Source organism: Streptomyces sp. NBC_01384 (assembly GCF_045040035.1).
Lineage (GTDB): Bacteria > Actinomycetota > Actinomycetes > Streptomycetales > Streptomycetaceae > Streptomyces.
Window position 1 is genome coordinate 3,540,166 of record NZ_CP109559.1, and the last position, 19,143, is coordinate 3,559,308.

The following is a 19,143-nucleotide window of genomic DNA, read 5'->3' on the forward strand; positions in this document are numbered from 1 at the left end:
CTCCTCCTCTCTCAGACTTCGATCTTGCCGAGGCGGCGGATGACGAAGAAACCGACGGTGTACAGGCCGAGCGAGATCAGGACGAGGGCCTGGCCGAGGCCGGAGCCGGTGACGCGGGCGAGGGCGCCGTCGTTCGAGGAGTTGATCAGGAGCAGCGAGCCCAGACCGAGCATCGGGACCGTGAAGGCGGTGGCGTTGACCTCGGAGAGCATGGTGCGGACCTCGCGACGGGTCTCCTTGCGGTCCTCCAGGGTGTGGGTGAGGTTGCGCAGGGAGCTGACGACCGAGCCGCCCGCCTTGTTGGCGAGGACGAGCGTCGTGACGAGGACGATCAGTTCGCGGGAGGGGAGGCGTTCGGAGAGTTCACCGAGGGCGTCGTCGATGGTGCGGCCCAGCATCAACTGGTCGGCGACACGTGCGAGTTCCTCGCCCGCGGGGGCTTCGAGTTCCTCCGCCGCCATCGCCAGCGCCGTCCGCAGGGCCAGTCCGGCGGCGGCCGCGTTGGCCAGCAGGCGGGCCACGTCGGGGAGCTGGTTGATGAAGGCCTCGATGCGTTTCTGGCGCTGCCAGTTCAGGAAGATGGCCGCGCTCCAGATGCCCACGACGGCGGCGATCGGACCGAAGAAGGGAGCCAGCGTCGAGGCTGCGATCAGCCACAGCGCGACGACGACGGCGGTGACGTACGTGGCGAACTCCCCCGCCGTGACGTCGAGGCCCGTCGCCGACAGGCGCAGGTGGATGGTGCGGCCGAGGCGGGTGCGGCGCAGTCGGCGGTCGATCGCGGCGAAGCGGCGTACGCGGCCGGCCGCGATGCGCAGGGGGCCACCGCCGGCGAGGCGGTCGACGAGGGCCTGGCGCTGGGCTCGGCCCGAGACGTACGTGTGGACGCCCGCGACGGCGAGGGTGCCGCACAGGACGGTGGCGCCGAGGGCGAGGAGTGCGGGGTCGTTCATGGCTGCCTCCCTTCGGGGGCGGGGTCGGTCATCCGATGGCCTGCCTCGTGTCGAGTACGTCGAGGACCTCGGCGACGCCGAACGCGGGCGGCAGCGGTTCGTTGGCGACGTACAGCTTCTCGGCGACCGGGCGCGGCAGCGGGAGGTGCTCGAAGCGGCCGTGCACGACGCGGTCGGGGCCGGCGGGGCGGGGGACGAAGCGGGTGACGGGGATGACGCGGAACTGTTCGCGGCCGTGCGAGATCAGCAGGGCGATCTCGGTGACCTTGCGGGAGCCGTCGGCGTGGCGGGTGAGCTGGACGACGACGTCCACGGCCGAGTTGATCTGGTCCTTCAGTGCCTCGAAGGGGATCTGGACCTCGGACATCGAGCCGAGGGTCTGGAGCCTCATGAGGGCGTCCTCGGCGGAGTTCGCGTGGACGGTGGCGAGCGAGCCGTCGTGGCCGGTCGACATGGCCTGGAGCATGTCGAGGGTCTCACCGCCGCGGACCTCACCGACGATGATGCGGTCGGGGCGCATGCGCAGGGAGTTGCGGACCAGGTCGCGGATGGTGATCTGGCCCTTGCCCTCGACATTCGGGGGGCGGGACTCCAGGCGGATGACGTGTTCCTGCTGGAGCTGGAGTTCGGCGGAGTCCTCGATGGTGATGATGCGTTCGTGCGACGGGATCAGGCCGGAGAGCGCGTTGAGGAGGGTCGTCTTCCCGCTGCCGGTACCGCCGCTGACGATGAGGTTGAAGCGGGCCCGCACGAAGGCCGCGAGCAGCATCAGCATCTGCTCGTCGAGCGAGCCGAGGCCGATGAGTTCGGGGAGGGTGTACGCGCGGGGGAAGCGGCGGATGGTGAGGGTGGGGCCGGTGAGGGCGAGCGGCGGGATGATGACGTTGACGCGCTCGCCGGTGGGGAGGCGGGCGTCGACCATGGGGTTCGACTCGTCGACGCGCCGGTTGACGGTCGAGACGATGCGCTCGATGGTCTGCATGAGCTGGTCGGTGGAGGCGAAGCGGAGAGGGAGCTGTTCGACGCGTCCCGCCCGCTCCACGAAGATGGAGTCGGGCCCGTTGACCATGATCTCGGTGATCGAGGCGTCGGCGAGGAGCGGTTCGAGGACGCCCAGCCCGAGGGCCTCGTCGACGACCCGCCGGATCAGCTGCGAGCGCTCGGCGGAGGACAGAACCGGGCCCTCGCGGCTGATGATGTGGCCGAGTACGCGCTCCAGGCGTACCCGGCGTTCGGCTGCCGCCAGGCTCGACATCTCGGCGAGGTCGATCTCCTCGAGGAGCTTGGCTCGGTAGACGGCGACGAGGTGTCCGTCCTCGCGGGCGGGGCCGCCCTCGTCGGGGGTGGAGAGTCGGGAACGCAGGCTCATGTCTTCGGCTCCTCCCGGTCAGTCGTCGGTGGGCATGGTGGCGTGGCGGGTCACGGTGTAGGGGCCGAAGAGGGGGATGACGGACGGGACGTGGACGGTGACCGTCGCGGTGGTCGTGTCCGCGCCCTTCGCGGGAGGTGGAACGTCCGGCTTCAGCCATCCACTCACGGCGGCCTGACCTGCGGCGGTCCCCTCTGCGGGGCCACCCTGCTGGGAGGCGACCCGTGCCGCCGCCCGCGCCCCCGTCCCCGCCTGGTTGATCCCGTACCCGATGAGCCCGAGCTGGATGGCGGCCATCCCGATGACGAGCAGGATGGGCAGGAACCCGGCGAACTCCAGCATGGAGACGCCCCGGTCGTCGCGGAGCCGCCGCTTCAGCCACCGTAAGGGCCTCATCGGTTGTCCCCCTCCAGCGCCGCGCCCGCGCTCCCCTTCACACGCCACCCGGCGTCGAAGCCGGGAAAGAACAGTGGCACTTTGACGTCGACGGTGGCCTTCATGACCGAGCCCGCCGGATTGCAGTTGATCGCGGCGCCCTTCCAGGCACCGGGCAGATGCTTGCTCCCTGCCGCCGCGCACGCGCCCTGATAAGCCCCCGGAGTGACCGCATTCGCCGCCGTCGCCGCCCGCGCCGCCTCGTCCGCCGCGTTCCCGGCCAACGAGTACGAGTAGCCGTACAGCACGCACTGCCACAGGATCGTCATCACGACGAGCAGGATGGGGAACATGCCGGCGAATTCGAGGGTGACCGAGCCCCGGTCGCCGCCCCGCCGCCGCAGCGCCAGTGCGCCCCGGTCCGAGGAGGCCTTGCGGCGCCTGCCGCCACCCCCGCCGGTCTCCTGGGCGACCACGAGCCCGAGTTCCCCCGCCAGCGCCCACAGCGCCTGCTTGACCGTGGAGCGGGCGTCCAGGTCCTGGAGGCGGCCCGCGTCGACGACCGACTGGAGTTCCTTGAAGGCGGCGGGTATCGCGGAGCGGGCGACCTTGGTGCCGGTGACGCGTTCGACGAGGGAGGGCTGGATCTCCGTACCGCGCCCGAAACGGTTGACGACCGTCGTCGTCTCCTCCGCCTTGCGGATCTGGAGGCGGTCCCACATGCGGACCATGCGTTTGGCGGCGCGGACGGCGACGACGTCGGGGGTGACGAGGAGGAGGGCCCGGTCGGCCATCTCGACTGCCGCGGCGGTCGCGGAGTTCATCTGGGCGCCGCAGTCGACGACCACGACGTCGTGGCGGGAGCGCAGGGCGGACAGTACCTGGCGGGTCACCCGGTCGGTGACCTCCTCGCCGCGTTCCCCCTCGGCCGGGGCCAGCAGCAGGCCCACTCCGCTGTCGTGGGTGTAGACGGCGTCCTGGAGGACGCGGGGGTTGATGTCGCTGATTCCGGCGAGGTCGGCGATCGACCGCCGGAACTGGACGTCCAGGTACGAGGCCACGTCCCCGGACTGGAGGTCGAGGTCCACCAGCGCGACGCTGCGCCCCGACGCCTGGGCGGCGAGGGCGAGTTCGACGGCGGTGACCGTCGCTCCGACGCCGCCCTTCGCCCCGGTGACCGTGACGACGGTGCCGCCGGGGCCCGCGTACAGCTCGGGCGTGCCACTGCCGAGGTGGCGGCGCATGCCGAGCGACCACCCGGCGGCGGCCTGAACGCGTTCGGCGAGGGCGTCGTAGGCCAGCGGCAGGCCGATGATGCCGCGGGCGCCGGAGTCCATGGCGGCGGTGAGGACACCGGCGCTGGTGTCCGCGGTGATGAAGACGACGCCGATCGCGGGGAAGCGCATGACCACGTCGCGGATCAGGTCCAACGCCGGTACAGGACCTATGCGTTCGTGGACCAGGACCACTTCGGGCAGTTCGTCGAGAGACTCGGCGGCGAGCCGCGCCAGGGTGTCGAGGAGCGCCGTCGAGTCGGGGACGGGCGGGGCCGGCTCGGCGTCCGCGAGCTGGCTCAGCAGGGTGGCGAGCGCACGGGCCGAGTCGACGTCACTGACGGCCGGGAGGATACGGATGGTCATCGGCGCTGCCCCGTAATCGTCGGCCTCGTAGTCGTCGGCCTCGTGCGGGGCCATCGGCGCAGCCCCGTGGGGATGGACCTCATGCGCGGCCTCCTACTTGTCCTCGTCGAGGGTGTACGTGCGGTCGCCGGGGGCGACGGTCACGTCGGAGCCACCCGCGACCAGGGCGAGGCGGACGTGTTCGGCGAACGACTCGGCGTACGCGACGCGTTGGGCGTCGGCGGTGTCGAGCGCGAAGGTGATGGGGACGGCCTGGGTGGCGATGCGGCTGCGTTCGGTGCTGGACTGGTCCGGGTCGAGGGCGGTGAGCTTGCCGACGTCGATGACGCGGGCGTTCTCGACGATCACCTTGGACTGGTTCTTGCCCTTGTCGTTGGCGGCCTTGAAGGTGGCGTAGATGTTGACCCGGGAGCCGGGGTCGATCTTTCCGGCCACGCCCGTCGACGCGTCGATCATGATCGCGATCTCCTGCTGGCCCGCCTCCAGCGCGGGCCGGTCCACGATCATGTCGGTCTGGAGCAGGGAGCCCTGCTCCAGCTGGGTGACGGCGATCTTCCCGCGGATCTGGCTGAGACTCGTGACCGCCGTGCTCGACAGCCAGCGCTTGGGCATCGAGATCTTCTGGAACTGGTCGGCCGACAGTTCCTTGTAGGGCGCGATGTCGCTCTTCAGGCGGTACGCCGCCACCTCCGGGCCGACCTTGGAGTTCACGTCGCGGATCACCGAGAGCACTCCGGCGAAGGCGCCCAGGGCGCACAGGACCGAGAGGACCAGCAGGATGACGCCGCGGCGCTGGCGTGAGTTCATGACGCGGACAACCTCGATCGTGGGGCGGGGACGGCGGGGTCGAGCGGTCGTGCCTGATGTTGTTCAGCGAGCTGTTCAGTGGGTTGTTCAGTGAGTCGTTCAGCGGGGTGTTCACCGTGTTGTTCAGCGTGTGATTCAGCCGTACGGACGTGCCTTACGTGGCGCCTCGGGGCAGAGCGCGTACTGAGGATGCTGCCCGCACAGTGGCCGGCGGAAGCTCGGAGGGCGGGGGCAGCGGTGCGGCACAGAACCCGCAACGGTCACCGATGAGTTCGAGACCGCACCAGTGGCACTCCTCCCGTCGTACGGACGAGACGAGTTGGTAGAGCACGGAGACGTCGTGCAGTCCGGCGGCGAACTCGGCGAGCTTGGTGGTGCCCCACCAGCGCGCCGACTCCTCCGGCAGCGGTACGGTCGCCACGCTCTGCACGCGCCAGGCGGGCGCGAGGGTCGCGGTGACCCAGTCGGAGGGCGGCTGGCCCGCGGCGACGAGCAGCCGGGTGCCGAACTCGGGCCCGGTCAGCTCGTCCTGCCCGATCCGGGCCAGCTGCGGGCGCGGATGGGACAGTACGGCGAACTGGGCGCCCGGCACCCACGACTTGGCGTGCGACTTCATCGTCACCGGGACCCGGTCGAGCTTGGCGACCGAGCCAAGCAGGGCGCCGGCGTAGATGTAGTGGGCGAGCAGCCGGGCGGAGGAGGCGAGCACGCCCGGGCTGAAGTCGCAGACCGACAGCTGCCGCAGCTGCTGGGCCAGTAACGCCACTCCGAGCGGCGGCAGATCGATGCCGAGCAGCGCGATACGGTCGCTCTCCAGCATGGAGCGGACGGTGTGCAGCCGCTGGGTGACCGCTCCGTCGACCGAGGCCGGGTAGAGCGAGATCACGTACCCGTGCTGCTCGATGAGCGCGTGCATCCCCGTGAGGGAGCTTTCGAGGCTGTCGAGGGGTTGGACGACCGCGGGGGGTGTCTGCCGGTCGTGCGGTGGCAGCACCAGGTCGGGACTGGTGACGGCTATCGCGGTCGGCACGCTGCACACCCCGTTCACTGCGGCGGGGTGGTCGACCACCGCCCCAGATGGCCCCTGTGACGTCCTCTTGCATCAGCACCATATCCACGGCATGGCCGCCTCAACACAGAATCTCCAAGATCAACTCACGCAAGGTGCGAGCTTGATCAACGGAGAGTAAGACGAATATGCCACAAGTCGCCCACGCGAGGGGGGTGTTGACGAACCCCTGGAACCCCGAAGGCCGCCAGAGGCCTTGACAACCCAATTGGTCTGGACCAACTTGTACATCCAGCGGTGGCCACCGTTCCGTATCCCTCCCCCACCTCCCCGGAGGACCCAGTGGACCGCGTCACACGCACGCCCGCACGGAGTTGGGCGGCACGGAGATGGGCGGGTGCCCTCGCCGCCGCCGTCACCGCCTCCGTCCTCTCCCTCACCGGCCTGGCGGGCCAGGCCCAGGCCGCGGACATCAACAACGCCAAGAACGGCGGCTACGAGTCGGGCCTGAGCAACTGGACCTGTACGGCGGCCAGCGGTACGACCGTCTCCTCGCCGGTGCACAGCGGCTCGGCCGCGCTCAAGGGCACGCCCGCCGGGCAGGACGACGCCCAGTGCACCCAGTCCGTCGCGGTCAAGCCCAACTCGACGTACACGCTGAGCGCGTGGATGCAGGGCGGGTACGCGTACCTCGGCGTGACGGGCACGGGCACCACGGACGTCTCGACCTGGACCCCGGACTCCACCTCCTGGAAACAACTCTCGACCACCTTCACCACGGGCGCGTCAACGACCTCGGTGACGGTGTACACGCACGGGTGGTACGGCCAGGCCCCGTACTACGCCGACGACCTCTCGGTCTACGGCCCCGACGGCGGCGGAGGCGGCGACCCGGCCCCGACGGTCCCGGCAGCGCCCACCGGTCTGACGGTCTCCTCCACCACGTCCTCCTCCGTCTCCCTCTCCTGGAGCACGGTGTCGGGCGCGACGGGCTACAACGTCTACCAGGCCGGTACGAAGGTGCAGTCGACGACGGGAACGTCGGCGACCGTCTCCTCCCTCGCGGCCTCCACCTCGTACTCCTTCCAGGTCACGGCGACGAACTCGGCCGGTGAGTCGGCGAAGTCGACGGCGGTGACGGGCACGACGAGCGCGTCCTCGGGTGGCGGCGGTGGCACCGCGCTCCCCAAGCACGCCGTCACGGGCTACTGGCAGAACTTCAACAACGGCGCGACGGTCCAGAAGATCTCCGACGTGCAGTCCCAGTACGACATCATCGCCGTGGCCTTCGCGGACGCGACGAGCACACCGGGCGCGGTGAGCTTCACCCTCGACTCGGCCGGACTCGGCGGCTACACGGTCGACCAGTTCAAGGCGGACATCAAGGCGAAGCAAGCCGCGGGCAAGAAGGTCATCATCTCCATCGGCGGCCAGAACGGCACGGTGTCGATCAGCGACTCCACGTCCGCGGCGAACTTCGCGAACTCCGTCTACTCCCTGATGCAGACGTACGGCTTCGACGGCGTCGACATCGACCTGGAGAACGGCCTCAACGCGACGTACATGACCCAGGCGCTGAGGTCCCTCTCCGCCAAGGCGGGCTCGTCCCTGATCATCACGATGGCCCCGCAGACGATCGACATGCAGTCCACGTCGAACACGTACTTCCAGACGGCCCTGAACATCAAGGACATCCTCACGGTCGTCAACATGCAGTACTACAACAGCGGTTCGATGCTGGGCTGCGACGGCAAGGTCTACAGCCAGGGCTCGGTCGACTTCCTCACCGCCCTCGCCTGCATCCAGCTCCAGGGCGGCCTCGCACCGTCCCAGGTCGGCCTGGGCCTGCCGGCCTCGACGAGCGGCGCGGGCAGCGGCTACGTCTCACCGACCGTCGTCAACAACGCCCTGGACTGCCTGGCCAAGGGCACCAACTGCGGCTCCTTCAAGCCCTCCAAGACCTACCCGGACCTGCGCGGCGCGATGACCTGGTCGACGAACTGGGACGCGGCGGCGGGCAACGCGTGGTCGAACTCGGTGGGGGCGCACGTGCACGCGCTCGGCTGACGCACCTCTCGCCAGGCCCCCCAAGCACGGCCCGCCCCGCCCGGAGCTGTCATCGCATCACGGCTTGTTGCCAGGTGCGAACGGTCTCGGCGGTGGCGGGCCGAGGGGTTGTTAGGTCGCGGGCGGCGCCGCGAACCTGCGAAGGTGTTCGCCATGGATTCTGAGCCGGGTGACGCCCCTGCGCGCCACTACGACCCAGGGGGCTGGTTGGCCCGGTTCGCGGGCCGAATGCTCGTGGTCTGCCCGCAGTGCGGCGGCTGCGCGCTCGTGGTTCCCCGGCCTGGTCTTCCTGCACCCAGGTACTTCAGCGAGCTTTTGTTCCAGCCACGCCGTCTGGCTTGCGGAGGGTGCGGTGCCGTCGCCGGCTGGGAACCCGAGGTGCGGGGCGCCGGTCTGGTCGGCGCGGTACTGGGCGGTAGTGAGGATCCGTTCTTCTGGCAGCCCCTTTGGCTGCAGACCCGTTGCGTCGGCCACGTCCTGTGGGCCTACAACGAGGAGCACGTCGACGAACTTTCGGCCTATGTCGGCGCGCAGTTGCGCGAGCGTAGCGGGGCGCGGCCGACAAGGCTCCGTGGCCACCGGTGCGAAGACCCCCGTCGCTTCGGCCGCCCCCAAGGCGTCGTACACCGGCGACGAACTGATCGGCATCCTCAAGAAGTTGCTCCCCCGGGGCGAGTTCGGCTCGGCGGAAGCACGCGGCACGGACGACAAGCTGCCCCCGTACGCGCAGGTCGTCTACAACGACGGCAAGGGCGAGGCGGCCGTCGCCGTCGGCCTCGACCGGGTCCTACCGGGCAGCGAGCAGGCCCGCCAGACCACCGAGTGCCCGGACAAGACCCTGACGCCGTACGACAGCTGCGCCACGGCCAAGCTGCCCGACGGCTCGGCGCTCAAGCTCTTCCAGGGGTACGAGTACCCGGACCGCCGCGCGGACACGAAGCTGTGGACGGCGGACCTCGTCACCCCCAAGGGTCAGCACGTCAGCGTGAGTGAATGGAACGCGGCGGCCGAGAAGGGCGCACCGGTCAGCAGGCCCGAACCGCCCCTTTCCACGGCGCGGTTGAGGGCGCTGGCCACCGCCGGTGCGTGGCGTGGCGTCGTCGATGCGATCCCCGTGGATCCCAAGGCCCCGACTGCGGCACCCGCACAGCCCACGGGCATCGACGGCGGCGCGGTCACTTCGACGCTCGTCTCGCTGCTTCCCAAGGGCGTCAAGGTGGTCGCCAAGAGCGGCCCGGACAGCGGGTACGCCTATGTCGTCCTCGACGACGGCAAGGGCAGGAGTCTGGTCCAGATCACCGTGCAGTCGAACATGTCGGACGTCGAGGACCAGCTCTTCGGGGCGGACGCCGAGACGCTGGCCGACGGCACGAAGGTCGTCACGCGCGAGGGGCCGGGCGAGACGGGCCGCGCCGACGTCGTCATGTGGACCGCCGACACCCTCAGGACCGACGGGTTCCGTGTGGTGATCAGTGCCTTCAACTCCGGCAGCCAGGTGACGGCCGCGACGCGCGCCGCCCCCGCGCTCACGTCGAAGCAGCTCCGGGCGATCGCCCTCAGTGCGAAGTGGCGCGGCCTGGGCTGAGTTCCCTCACCTCTCTCACGACTCGGGCCCCGTCGGCCGTACCTGCCTGCGGGGCCCCACGCATGACCGGTTTCCGCCACCGGCTCTTTATCGAATGTTGACCTGCCCATGCCAAACACTCACCATGAGCGCCACACCCGCACTCCGTACGTCGCACTGATTCCACCCCCCACTCCGCTAAGGAGACTTCATGCGACTTCACAGACGCGGCAGGCGCACCGCCACCCTCGCGACCCTCCTCGCGCTCGCCCTCGCCGCCCCCATCACCGCCACCGCCACCCACGCCACGGCGACCGGAGCGAAGGCCCCCACGCCCTCGGCCGACGACATCCACCAGTACGAGATCCACCAGAGCACCACCCCGGTGACCCGTACCGCCATCCAGCGGACCGGCGTCACCGTGGACGAGGCCGACGAGGAGACCGTCGTCGTCTCGGGCCGCGCCGACCAGGCCAAGAAGCTGCGCCAACTGGGCTACGACGTCTCTCTCCTGGGCTCGGCGCCGAACCGCTCCCGCGGCGCCGACGACCTCCGCGTCCTCGACTTCCCCTCGGCCGACTCGAATTACCACAACTACGCCGAGATGAACACGGAGATCGACCAGCGGCTCGCGGCCTACCCGAGCATCATGAGCAAGCAGGTGATCGGGAAGTCGTACCAGGGCCGGGACATCGTCGCCATCAAGGTCAGCGACAACGTGGCGACCGACGAGAACGAGCCCGAGGTCCTCCTCACCTTCCACCAGCACGCCCGCGAGCACCTGACCGTGGAAATGGCGCTGTATCTGCTGCGCGAGCTCGGGGCCGGATACGGCAGCGACTCCCGCGTCACCAACATGGTGAACAACCGCGAGATCTGGATCGTCCCGGACCTCAACCCGGACGGCGGCGAGTACGACATCGCGACCGGGTCCTACCGCTCGTGGCGCAAGAACCGTCAGCCCAACTCCGGTTCGTCGAACGTCGGCACGGACCTCAACCGGAACTGGAACTACCGGTGGGGTTGCTGCGGCGGGTCGTCCGGGTCCACGTCCTCCGAGACCTACCGCGGCGCCTCCGCCGAGTCGGCGCCCGAGGTGAAGGTCGTCGCCGACTTCGTACGCAGCCGGGTCATCGGCGGCAAGCAGCAGATCACGGCCGGGATCGACTTCCACACGTACAGCGAACTCGTGCTGTGGCCCTTCGGGTACACCACCGCCGACACCGCGACCGGGATGACCGCGGACGACGCCGCCGCGTTCAAGGCCGTCGGCCAGAAGATGGCCGCCAGCAATGGGTACACCGCCGAGCAGTCCAGCGACCTGTACATCACCGACGGGTCGATCGACGACTATCTCTGGGGCTCCCAGAAGATCTTCGACTTCACCTTCGAGATGTATCCGACGTCCAGTTCCGGTGGGGGCTTCTACCCGCCCGACGAGGTGATCGAGCGGGAGACCTCACGGAACCGGGATGCGGTGTTGCAGTTGCTGGAGAACGCGGACTGCATGTACCGATCGATCGGGAAGGCGACGCAGTACTGCAGTTGACCGGGGATCAGGGGCGGTGCGCTGTGCGCCCCTACGGGGCGCTCTCGTCCGGGGCCTCTTCGGAGTCGTCACCGTCTTCGAAGTAGGCGTCCAGGACCGCGTCCAGCTGGTCCTCCCACTCCTTGAAGCGCGCCCGGGCCGTCGCCTCGATCTCGATCGGGTACCAACGGCGGTCCGGGGTGTGGACCGTGATGGTGAACCGCTTCCCGAAGCGCGGCGACTCCGTCTCCACGGCGCCGATCTCCTCCCAGCGGAACTCCGCCTCCTGGTCGTCCAGGCGAAGGTGTACGCCGCTGTGGTCGGCCTTGATCGAGGCGCGCCGGTCGGAGGCCTCGAAAACCGGCCCGTCGGGGTCGGGCTCCGGGTCCGATTCGGCGTCGGCGTCGGCGTCGGCCGCAGCGTCGGCTTCCTCTTCGGACTCGGAGACCGTCTCCTCAGGGGCGGTCTCCTCGACGACCGCCTCCTCGGAGACCACCGTGTCCTCGGACACGACCGCCTCCTCGGAGATGACCGCGTCCTCCGACACGACCGCCTCCTCGACGACCGCGTCCTCGACGGCCGCGTCCTTCGGCTCCGCCGGCACGGGTGACGTAAGCCCGGGGATGTAGGCCGGGTTCACCGCGGCCGCGTCCAGGGGCTGGCTCTTCGAACCTATGCGCTGCTCCACAGCGGGCAGTATGGCGGACGATGCTGTGGCGTGGGGCGCCGGGGGCGTGAGTTGTCTCAAGAAGTGCACATCACTCGTCCATGAACTGCCCCGCGTCGCCGCCATCGCCGAACGTCCGCCGGGATTACACGAACACGCTCACCACCGCCGCCACCGCGAAGCCCGCCACCGACAGCACCGACTCCAGGACCGTCCATGTCCTCAGCGTGTCCCGCTCGCTGATGCCGAAGTACTTGGCGACCATCCAGAAGCCACCGTCGTTGACGTGCGAGGCGAAGATGGAGCCCGCCGAGATCGCCATGATGACGAGGGCGACGAAGGCCTGCGAGTGGTCGCCCCCGGTCAGCAGCGGGGCCACGATGCCGGCCGTGGTGACGATGGCGACCGTCGCCGAACCCTGGGCCACGCGCAGGACCAGGGAGATGAGGTAGGCGAGGACGACCACCGGCAGGCCGACGTCGTTGAAGGTGTCGGAGAGGGCCTGGGCGACCCCGCTGCCCTTGAGGACCGCGCCGAAGACCCCGCCCGCGCCGACCACGAGCAGAATGTTGCCGACCGGCTTCAGCGAGGCCGTGGACACCGTCTCCAGCGACTTGCGGGACCAGCCGCGGCGGATGCCGAGCAGGTAGTACGCCAGCAGCAGCGCGATCGTCAGCGCGACGAAGGGGTGGCCGAAGAACGTGATGACCGAACGGCCCGTGGAGGGGTCGAAGGCGATCGAGGAGAAGGTCGCGAGCAGGATCAGCACCAGCGGCGTACCGATGATGGCCAGGACCGTGCCGAGCGGCACCGGCTTCTCCTGCGGCTGGACCCCGGCGGCCCGCTGCTCCTCGGCCAGCGCGGCCTTCGCCTCGTCGGCGGCTTCGGCCATGTCCTGCGGTACGGGGACGAAGATCCGCTTGCCGATCCACGCGGACCAGGCCCAGGCGGCGAGCACGGCGGGGATGCCGCAGACGATGCCCATGAGGATGACCCAGCCGAGCTGGACGTGGAGCAGTCCCGCGGCGGCGACCGGGCCCGGGTGCGGCGGCAGGAACGCGTGGGTCATGGAGAGACCCGCGAGCAACGGCAGGCAGTAGAGCAGGATCGACTTGCCGCCACGCTTGGCGGCCGCGTACACGATCGGCGCGAGGACGAAGATGCCGACGTCGAAGAAGACCGGGATGCCGAAGATGAGGCCGGTGAGGCCCATGGCGAGGGGTGCCCGCTTCTCGCCGAAGAGGTTCAGCAGCCGGGACGCCAACACCTCCGCCCCGCCGCTGACTTCGAGGATCGCGCCGAGCATGGTGCCGAGCCCGATGATGATCGCGATGTGGCCGAGGGTGCCGCCCATGCCGGACTCGATGAGGGAGACGGCGTCGGAGCGCTGGACCGTGCCGAAGAGTTCGGTGACGGAGAGACCGGCCCCGAGGCCGACGGCTATGGAGACCGCGAGCAGCGCCACGAAGGGCTGGAGTCTCGCCTTGATGATCAGTACGAGGAGCAGGGCGATGCCGAGCGCGGCGACGGTGAGCAGACCGGCGGTGCCGTGGATGAGGGCGATCAGGCCGCCGGTGTGGGGTGGGGCCGGTGGTGTGGTGGTGGCTGCGAGCAAGGACACGGGCACGGACATGGGCAAGGACACGGGCAAGGACATGGGCGGGGGACCTCTGCAGTCGGGTAAGTGGGGCATGCGGCTTTCGGGCAGGGGGGATCGCGGCACGGCGCCCCATGGGGGGACGCCGTGCCGTGATGACGTACGGGGTGCGGGAGAAGGGGGAGACGAGCCTCGGCTCAGGGTCGGGTCAGCCGAGTACCGCCCGTCAGTCGAGTACGGCCGGGTCAGCCGAGTACGGCCGGGTCAGCCGAGTACGGCGAGCGCGTCGATCTCGACGAGGAGGCCGGCCGGCAGACCGACGTACACCGTCGTGCGGGCGGCGGGGGGTGCGGTGAGGCCCTGCTCCTCGAAGTAGGTGTTGTAGATCTGGTTCATCTCGGCGAAGTGGGCGACGTCCGTGAGGTAGACGCGGATCATCATCGCGTCGTCCCAGGTCGCGCCGCCCTCTTCGAGGATCGCCCGGACGTTGGCGAGGGTCTGGAGGGTCTGCTCGCGCAGGGTCGGGCCCGCGGGCGTCGGCGGCTTGCCCTCCTCGGCAGGGAGGAAGCCGACCTGCCCGGCGACCTGGAGGATGTTCCCCTTCTTCACGCCGTGCGAGAACTTGGCGGGCGGGGTGGTGTGGGTCTTGGGAGTGAGCGCGATCTTCTCGGTCATGAACGTCCTGGACTTCCTTCCTTGGCGGGGGGCTTGCCGGAGTACTCGTGGCTGATGGCGTAGGCGGTACGGCGCACCAGCGGGAGCAGGGTGAGGAGTTCGTCGGCGGTGACGACGACGTTCGGGGCGGAGACCGACATGGCGGCGACGACGCGTCCGTCGGCGCCGTGGATGGGGGCGGCGACGCAGTTGATGGACTCCTCGTGGCCACCGAGGTCGGTGGCCCAGCCCTGTTCGCGCACCGTCGCCAACTCCTTCAGGAAGGCGGGGGCGTTCGGGGTCGAACGGGCCGTGTACATGGGGTAGTCGAGCTTGTCGGCGAGGGCGCGGCGCTCGGGCTCGGGGAGATCGGCGAGGAGGAGTTTCGCCACGGCGGCGACGGTGATGGCCACCGGCTTCCCGATCCGCGAGTACATGCGCACCGGGTAGCGGCTCTCCACCTTGTCGATGTAGAGGACCTCGTTCTCCTCGTACACCGCGAGATGGACGGTGTGCCCGCAACTCTCGTTGAGGCGTACGAGGTGGGGGTGGGCGATCTCGCGGATGTCGAGGTTCTCGACGGCTTCCTGGGCGAGGGCGAAGAGGCGGGCGCCGAGGCGGTAGCGCTGGTCGGACTGGCGGTAGACGAGGCCGTGCTCGTGGAGCGTGCGCAGGAGGCGGAGCGCCGTGGACTTGTGCACGCCGAGGCGGTCGGCGACCTGGCCGAGGTCGGCGGGTCCCTCGGCGAGCAGCGGCAGGATGCTCAGCGCTCGGTCGACGGTCTGGCTCATGGGGTACGTACCTCCTCCTCGGCCCGATCGACGGCTTGGTCGACGGCTTCGGTCCAGCCGGGGCCGAGTCGAAGTGTCTCCCACGCGTCGTCGTCCAGAGCGGCCAGCCGGTCGGCGTGGTGCCGGGAGGGCGGGGCGGCGAGGTCGCCGGGGGCGGTGAGGGCGGCGGCGGCCATCAGGTGGCCGTGCCGGAGCCGGTCCCGGGCGGGCAGTGCGCGCAAGGTGGCGGAGAGGAACCCGGCGGCGAAGGCGTCGCCCGCACCGACCGGGGCGACGACGTCGACGTGGAGGGCCGGCACGAATGTGACACTGCCGCCCTCACTGTCACATTCGAAAAGGGTGGCACCCCTGGACCCCTGCTTCACGACCAGCGCCCGGGGTTCGGGCAGCGCGGCGCGGATCGCCGCCGGGCCGCCGGTGACGCCCCAGGCGGTCTCGGCCTCGTCCTCGCCCACGAAGACGAGATCGCTGCCGCGGGCCAGGTCCAGCAGGACCCGGCCCGGTTCCTGGTGGTGCCAGAGGTGGGCCCGGTGGTTGACGTCGAACGAGACGAGGGGGCGGCCGGGGCGGCGCGCGGTGAGCTCGCGCATCAGGGCGAGGCAGTCCTCGGAGAGCGCGGCGGTGATGCCGGAGAGGTGGAGCACCCGTCCCGCGCGGACGGCGTCCAGGTCCATGGTGCCCGCCGCCATCGCGGAGGCGGCGGAACCGGCCCGGTAGTACGCGACCTCGTGGGCGTCGGTCCCCCGGTCGCCCGCCGTACGGAAGTAGACGCCCGTCGGGCGCGCGGAATCCCGTCGTACGGCGGAGGTGTCGACGCCGTACGCGGCGATCGCCTCGACGAGGTGATCGCCGAAGCCGTCCGCGCCGACCCGGCCGACCCACCGCACGGTGTGCCCGGCCGCGGCGAGCACACACGCCACATTCGACTCGGCGCCGCCGATCCCCCGCTCGAACGACGGCACATCGGCGAGGCGCCCCGGCCGGGTGGGCAGGAACGTGACCATGGACTCGCCGAGCGCTACGACGTCGACAACGGTGGGGGTCACGATGACTGGGGCTCCTCGCTCTCGCGGCCGACGGTGGCGAACGGGACCGTTGACCCTGCGTTGGCTGGGATGTTAGACAGCGGTAATCGATATACGCAATGGCCGTTGCGCATGATGCAACACTCTTGAAGGGAAGGTCCCATGACCGTCTCCGAAGCCGCCGCCCGTCTCGCGGCCGAACGCGTCGACCACCGCTTCAAGGGCCTTCCCCCGGACGCCGGGGGCCTGACCGTCGGCGAGTTGGCCGCCCAGCGCCGCAACCTCTTCACCGGCGGCTTCACCACCCCCGTCCTCGCCCTCTCCGCCGAGCGCCTGACGCACAACCTCGAACTGATGGAGACGTACGCCGTCCGCCACGGCCTCGCCTTCGCCCCGCACGGCAAGACCTCGATGGCCCCGCAGCTGTTCTGGCGGCAGATCGAGCACGGCGCCTGGGGCATCACCCTCGCCGTCCCCCACCAGGTGCGCGTGGCCAGGGAGTTCGGCATCGGCCGGGTCTTCCTCGCGAACGAACTCGTCGACGCGGCGGCGCTGCGCTGGATCGCGTCCGAGCTCGCGGCGGACCCGGACTTCCGCTTCATCTGTTACGTCGACTCGGTACGCGGCGTCGAGCTCATGGACGCCGCCCTGACGGACGCCGCGCTGCACGGCTCCACCCGCCCCGTGGACGTCGTCGTCGAGCTCGCCGCCGGTGCGGGCGCCCGCACCGGCGCCCGTACGGAGGCGGAGTGCGCGGCGGTCGCGGACGCGGTGGCCGCGACGGGGACCCTGCGGCTGGTCGGCGTGGCGGGGTACGAGGGCGAGGTTCCGGGGGCCGATCCCGACCGGGTCCACGCCTGGCTGCGCCGCCTGACCGCGCTGGCGGTGGACTTCGACAAGGCGGGCCGGTTCGAAGGGGTCGCGGAGATCGTCGTCAGCGCGGGCGGCAGCGCGTGGTTCGACGCCGTCGCGGACGTCTTCTCCGAGCTCCCCGACCTCTCCCTGCCCGTACTGAAGCTGCTGCGCTCGGGGGCGTACGTCTCGCACGACGACGGCCACTACCGCCGGCTCACCCCTTTCACCCGCGTCCCCGAGGAGGGCGCCCTGCACCCCGCCTTCCGCCTCTGGGCCCAGGTCGTCTCCCGGCCCTCCCCCGAGCAGGCCTTCGTCAACGCGGGGAAGCGGGACGCGGCGTACGACCTCGATCTGCCCGAGGTCCAGGTGGTGCGCCGTGACGGTGCCGAGCGCCCGGCGACCGGCATCTCGGTGACCGCGCTCTCCGACCAGCACGCGTGGCTGCGCACGACGCCGGAGGCGGACGTGGAGGTCGGGGACTGGGTGGGCCTGGGGCTTTCCCACCCCTGCACGTCCTTCGACAAGTGGCAGCTGATTCCGCTGGTGGAGGCGGACGGCACGGTCGTCGACTACATCCGTACGTTCTTCTAGAACTTCCAGGAGCCCGCTGTGATGGATCTCGTCATCCGCGACGCCGAAGTCGTCGACGGCACCGGAGCCCCCTCGTACCGCGCCGACGTGGGCATCGAGGGCGGCAGGATCACCGCCGTGCTCAAGGAGGGCGCGGCGGCCGGCTGTCTGCGGCCTCTCGCCCGGCGGGTCCTGGACGCCGAGGGCCTCGTCCTCTCTCCCGGTTTCATCGACATGCACGCCCACAGCGACCTGGCCCTGCTCCGCGACCCGGACCACAGCGCGAAGGCGGCGCAGGGGGTGACCCTGGAAGTCATCGGCCAGGACGGGCTGTCGTACGCGCCCGTCGACGACCGCACCCTCGCCGAGGTCCGCAGCGCGATCACCGGCTGGAACGGCCCCGGCGACGACATCGACTTCAGCTGGCGCTCGGTGGGCGAGTACCTGGACCGGCTCGACCACGGCTTCGACGGCGAGGGCATCGCGGTCAACGCCGCCTACCTCGTCCCGCAGGGCACGGTCCGGATGCTCGCCGTCGGCTGGGACGACCGCCCGGCGACGGCGCGGGAGCTGGACCGCATGCGGCAGCTGGTGGCCGACGGCATGCGCGAGGGCGCCGTCGGCATGTCCTCCGGCCTCACCTACACCCCCGGCATGTACGCCCAGGACGCCGAACTCACCGAGCTGTGCCGGGTGGTGGCGGCGCACGGCGGCTACTACTGCCCGCACCACCGCTCGTACGGGGCGGGCGCCCTGGCGGCGTACGAGGAGATGGTGGCCCTCACCCGCGAGGCCGGCTGCCCGCTCCACCTCGCCCACGCCACCATGAACTTCGGTGTGAACGAGGGCAGGGCCCCGGAGCTGCTGACCCTGCTCGACAAGGCCCTCGCCGCGGGCGCGGACATCAGCCTCGACACCTACCCCTACACCCCCGGCTGCACCACCCTCGTGGCGATGCTGCCGAGCTGGGCGAGCGAGGGCGGCCCGGAGGCGATCCTCGCGCGCCTGAAGGACGACGGGACCGCCGAACGCGTCCGGCACCACATGGAGGTCGTCGGCGCGGACGGCTGCCACGGCGTGCCCATCGAGTGGGACACGATCGAGATCTCCGGAGTCACGGACCCGGCGCTGGCGTCGTACGTCGGCAGCACGGTCCAGCAGTCCGCCGAGCGGCTCGGCGAGAGCCCCTGGACCACCGCCCGCCGTCTCCTCCTCGACGACCGGCTGGGCTCGACGATCCTCCAGCACGTCGGCCACGAGGAGAACGTCCGCGCGATCATGCGGCACCGGGTGCACACCGGCGGCTCGGACGGCATCCTGCGCGGCGACAAGCCGCACCCGCGCGCGTACGGCACGTTCCCGCGGTATCTCGGCCGGTACGTACGGGAGTTGGGCATCCTCTCCCTGGAGGAGTGCGTCGCCCACCTCACCGGCCGCCCGGCCGCGCGGCTCCGCCTGCCCGACCGCGGCCTGGTCCGCGAGGGCTACCGCGCCGACCTGGTCCTGTTCGACCCGGCCACGGTCGCGGCCGGTTCGACCTTCGAGAACCCGCGCAGACTCCCCACGGGCATCCCGTACGTGCTGATCGACGGCCGTTTCGTGATCGAGGACGGGCGACGGACGGACGTACTGGCGGGGCGGGCGGTCCGCCGTACGGCATGACCGCCCGCGC

At 70.5% G+C, this 19,143-nt stretch carries 16 protein-coding genes; 5 read left to right on the forward strand and 11 right to left on the reverse strand.

Going from position 1 to position 19,143, the window contains the following annotated elements; all coding sequences use genetic code 11:
* Positions 1 to 11: 11 nt before the first annotated feature.
* The 6 genes from OG747_RS16010 to OG747_RS16035 all read right to left on the reverse strand — a co-directional run bounded on the left by OG747_RS16010 (position 12) and on the right by OG747_RS16035 (position 6,174).
* A complete protein-coding gene (locus OG747_RS16010; protein WP_405880006.1) occupies positions 12 to 953 on the reverse strand; it encodes a type II secretion system F family protein in 942 nt (313 codons plus the stop codon).
* A gap of 28 nt (positions 954 to 981) precedes the next feature.
* Positions 982 to 2,322 carry a CpaF family protein gene (locus tag OG747_RS16015; RefSeq protein WP_405880007.1) on the reverse strand — a complete coding sequence of 447 codons (1,341 nt, stop codon included), beginning with the start codon at positions 2,320 to 2,322 and terminating at the stop codon, positions 982 to 984.
* A gap of 18 nt (positions 2,323 to 2,340) precedes the next feature.
* Complete coding sequence (locus OG747_RS16020; RefSeq protein WP_405880008.1) at positions 2,341 to 2,718, reverse strand: TadE/TadG family type IV pilus assembly protein; 378 nt, start codon at positions 2,716 to 2,718, stop codon at positions 2,341 to 2,343.
* A complete protein-coding gene (locus OG747_RS16025) occupies positions 2,715 to 4,337 on the reverse strand; it encodes a CpaE family protein (protein WP_405885553.1) in 1,623 nt (540 codons plus the stop codon). The genes OG747_RS16020 and OG747_RS16025 overlap by 4 nt, the downstream gene beginning before the upstream one ends.
* A gap of 93 nt (positions 4,338 to 4,430) precedes the next feature.
* Positions 4,431 to 5,144, reverse strand: a complete 714-nt coding sequence (cpaB, locus tag OG747_RS16030) for a Flp pilus assembly protein CpaB (RefSeq protein WP_405880009.1) — start codon at positions 5,142 to 5,144, stop codon at positions 4,431 to 4,433.
* 154 nt (positions 5,145 to 5,298) lie between these two features.
* The gene (locus OG747_RS16035; protein ID WP_405880010.1) at positions 5,299 to 6,174 is read right to left on the reverse strand and encodes a hypothetical protein; all 876 of its coding nucleotides are present in this window, start codon (positions 6,172 to 6,174) and stop codon (positions 5,299 to 5,301) included.
* Between the two features lie 321 nt (positions 6,175 to 6,495).
* On the opposite strand from OG747_RS16035, the gene OG747_RS16040 reads away from it, so the two are divergent.
* From OG747_RS16040 to OG747_RS16050, 3 genes are all read left to right on the forward strand, one after another.
* The gene (locus OG747_RS16040; protein ID WP_405880012.1) at positions 6,496 to 8,220 is read left to right on the forward strand and encodes a chitinase; all 1,725 of its coding nucleotides are present in this window, start codon (positions 6,496 to 6,498) and stop codon (positions 8,218 to 8,220) included.
* A 571-nt stretch (positions 8,221 to 8,791) separates the two neighbouring features.
* On the forward strand, positions 8,792 to 9,805 hold the full coding sequence (locus tag OG747_RS16045; RefSeq protein ID WP_405880013.1) for a hypothetical protein: 1,014 nt from the start codon (positions 8,792 to 8,794) through the stop codon (positions 9,803 to 9,805).
* Positions 9,806 to 9,995: 190 nt separating this feature from the next.
* Positions 9,996 to 11,333, forward strand: coding sequence for a M14 family metallopeptidase (locus tag OG747_RS16050; RefSeq protein ID WP_405880014.1), 1,338 nt, complete (start codon positions 9,996 to 9,998; stop codon positions 11,331 to 11,333).
* A 31-nt stretch (positions 11,334 to 11,364) separates the two neighbouring features.
* On the opposite strand, the gene OG747_RS16055 is transcribed toward OG747_RS16050, so the two are convergent.
* The 5 genes from OG747_RS16055 to OG747_RS16075 all read right to left on the reverse strand — a co-directional run bounded on the left by OG747_RS16055 (position 11,365) and on the right by OG747_RS16075 (position 16,067).
* Entirely contained in the window at positions 11,365 to 12,000 is a 636-nt protein-coding gene (locus OG747_RS16055; protein WP_405880015.1) for a hypothetical protein, read from the reverse strand.
* A 124-nt stretch (positions 12,001 to 12,124) separates the two neighbouring features.
* Positions 12,125 to 13,612, reverse strand: a complete 1,488-nt coding sequence (locus tag OG747_RS16060; protein ID WP_405885554.1) for a GntP family permease — start codon at positions 13,610 to 13,612, stop codon at positions 12,125 to 12,127.
* Between the two features lie 228 nt (positions 13,613 to 13,840).
* The gene (locus tag OG747_RS16065; RefSeq protein WP_405880016.1) at positions 13,841 to 14,251 is read right to left on the reverse strand and encodes a RidA family protein; all 411 of its coding nucleotides are present in this window, start codon (positions 14,249 to 14,251) and stop codon (positions 13,841 to 13,843) included.
* Positions 14,248 to 15,021 (reverse strand): IclR family transcriptional regulator, encoded by a 774-nt coding sequence (locus OG747_RS16070; protein ID WP_405880017.1) that lies wholly within the window; start codon positions 15,019 to 15,021, stop codon positions 14,248 to 14,250. The genes OG747_RS16065 and OG747_RS16070 overlap by 4 nt, the downstream gene beginning before the upstream one ends.
* Positions 15,018 to 16,067 (reverse strand): sugar kinase, encoded by a 1,050-nt coding sequence (locus tag OG747_RS16075; RefSeq protein WP_405880019.1) that lies wholly within the window; start codon positions 16,065 to 16,067, stop codon positions 15,018 to 15,020. Before OG747_RS16075 ends, OG747_RS16070 begins: the two co-directional genes overlap by 4 nt.
* Positions 16,068 to 16,208: 141 nt before the next feature.
* Here OG747_RS16075 and OG747_RS16080 point away from each other — a divergent pair, with 141 nt between their 5' ends.
* Positions 16,209 to 17,492, forward strand: coding sequence for an alanine racemase (locus tag OG747_RS16080; RefSeq protein WP_405880020.1), 1,284 nt, complete (start codon positions 16,209 to 16,211; stop codon positions 17,490 to 17,492).
* Positions 17,493 to 17,513: 21 nt separating this feature from the next.
* On the forward strand, positions 17,514 to 19,133 hold the full coding sequence (locus OG747_RS16085) for an amidohydrolase family protein (protein WP_405880021.1): 1,620 nt from the start codon (positions 17,514 to 17,516) through the stop codon (positions 19,131 to 19,133).
* The last annotated feature ends 10 nt before the right edge of the window (positions 19,134 to 19,143 follow it).

What these genes read in the sequence shown, in the direction of transcription:
- OG747_RS16080 (WP_405880020.1), top strand. Translation starts at nt 16,209, where the DNA reads ATGACCGTCTCCGAAGCCGCCGCCCGTCTCGCGGCCGAACGCGTCGAC.
- OG747_RS16085 (WP_405880021.1), top strand. Translation starts at nt 17,514, where the DNA reads ATGGATCTCGTCATCCGCGACGCCGAAGTCGTCGACGGCACCGGAGCC.
- OG747_RS16060 (WP_405885554.1), bottom strand. Translation starts at nt 13,612, where the DNA reads ATGTCCGTGCCCGTGTCCTTGCTCGCAGCCACCACCACACCACCGGCC.
- OG747_RS16010 (WP_405880006.1), bottom strand. Translation starts at nt 953, where the DNA reads ATGAACGACCCCGCACTCCTCGCCCTCGGCGCCACCGTCCTGTGCGGC.
- OG747_RS16025 (WP_405885553.1), bottom strand. Translation starts at nt 4,337, where the DNA reads ATGACCATCCGTATCCTCCCGGCCGTCAGTGACGTCGACTCGGCCCGT.
- OG747_RS16015 (WP_405880007.1), bottom strand. Translation starts at nt 2,322, where the DNA reads ATGAGCCTGCGTTCCCGACTCTCCACCCCCGACGAGGGCGGCCCCGCC.
- OG747_RS16065 (WP_405880016.1), bottom strand. Translation starts at nt 14,251, where the DNA reads ATGACCGAGAAGATCGCGCTCACTCCCAAGACCCACACCACCCCGCCC.
- cpaB (WP_405880009.1), bottom strand. Translation starts at nt 5,144, where the DNA reads ATGAACTCACGCCAGCGCCGCGGCGTCATCCTGCTGGTCCTCTCGGTC.
- OG747_RS16050 (WP_405880014.1), top strand. Translation starts at nt 9,996, where the DNA reads ATGCGACTTCACAGACGCGGCAGGCGCACCGCCACCCTCGCGACCCTC.
- OG747_RS16020 (WP_405880008.1), bottom strand. Translation starts at nt 2,718, where the DNA reads ATGAGGCCCTTACGGTGGCTGAAGCGGCGGCTCCGCGACGACCGGGGC.
- OG747_RS16070 (WP_405880017.1), bottom strand. Translation starts at nt 15,021, where the DNA reads ATGAGCCAGACCGTCGACCGAGCGCTGAGCATCCTGCCGCTGCTCGCC.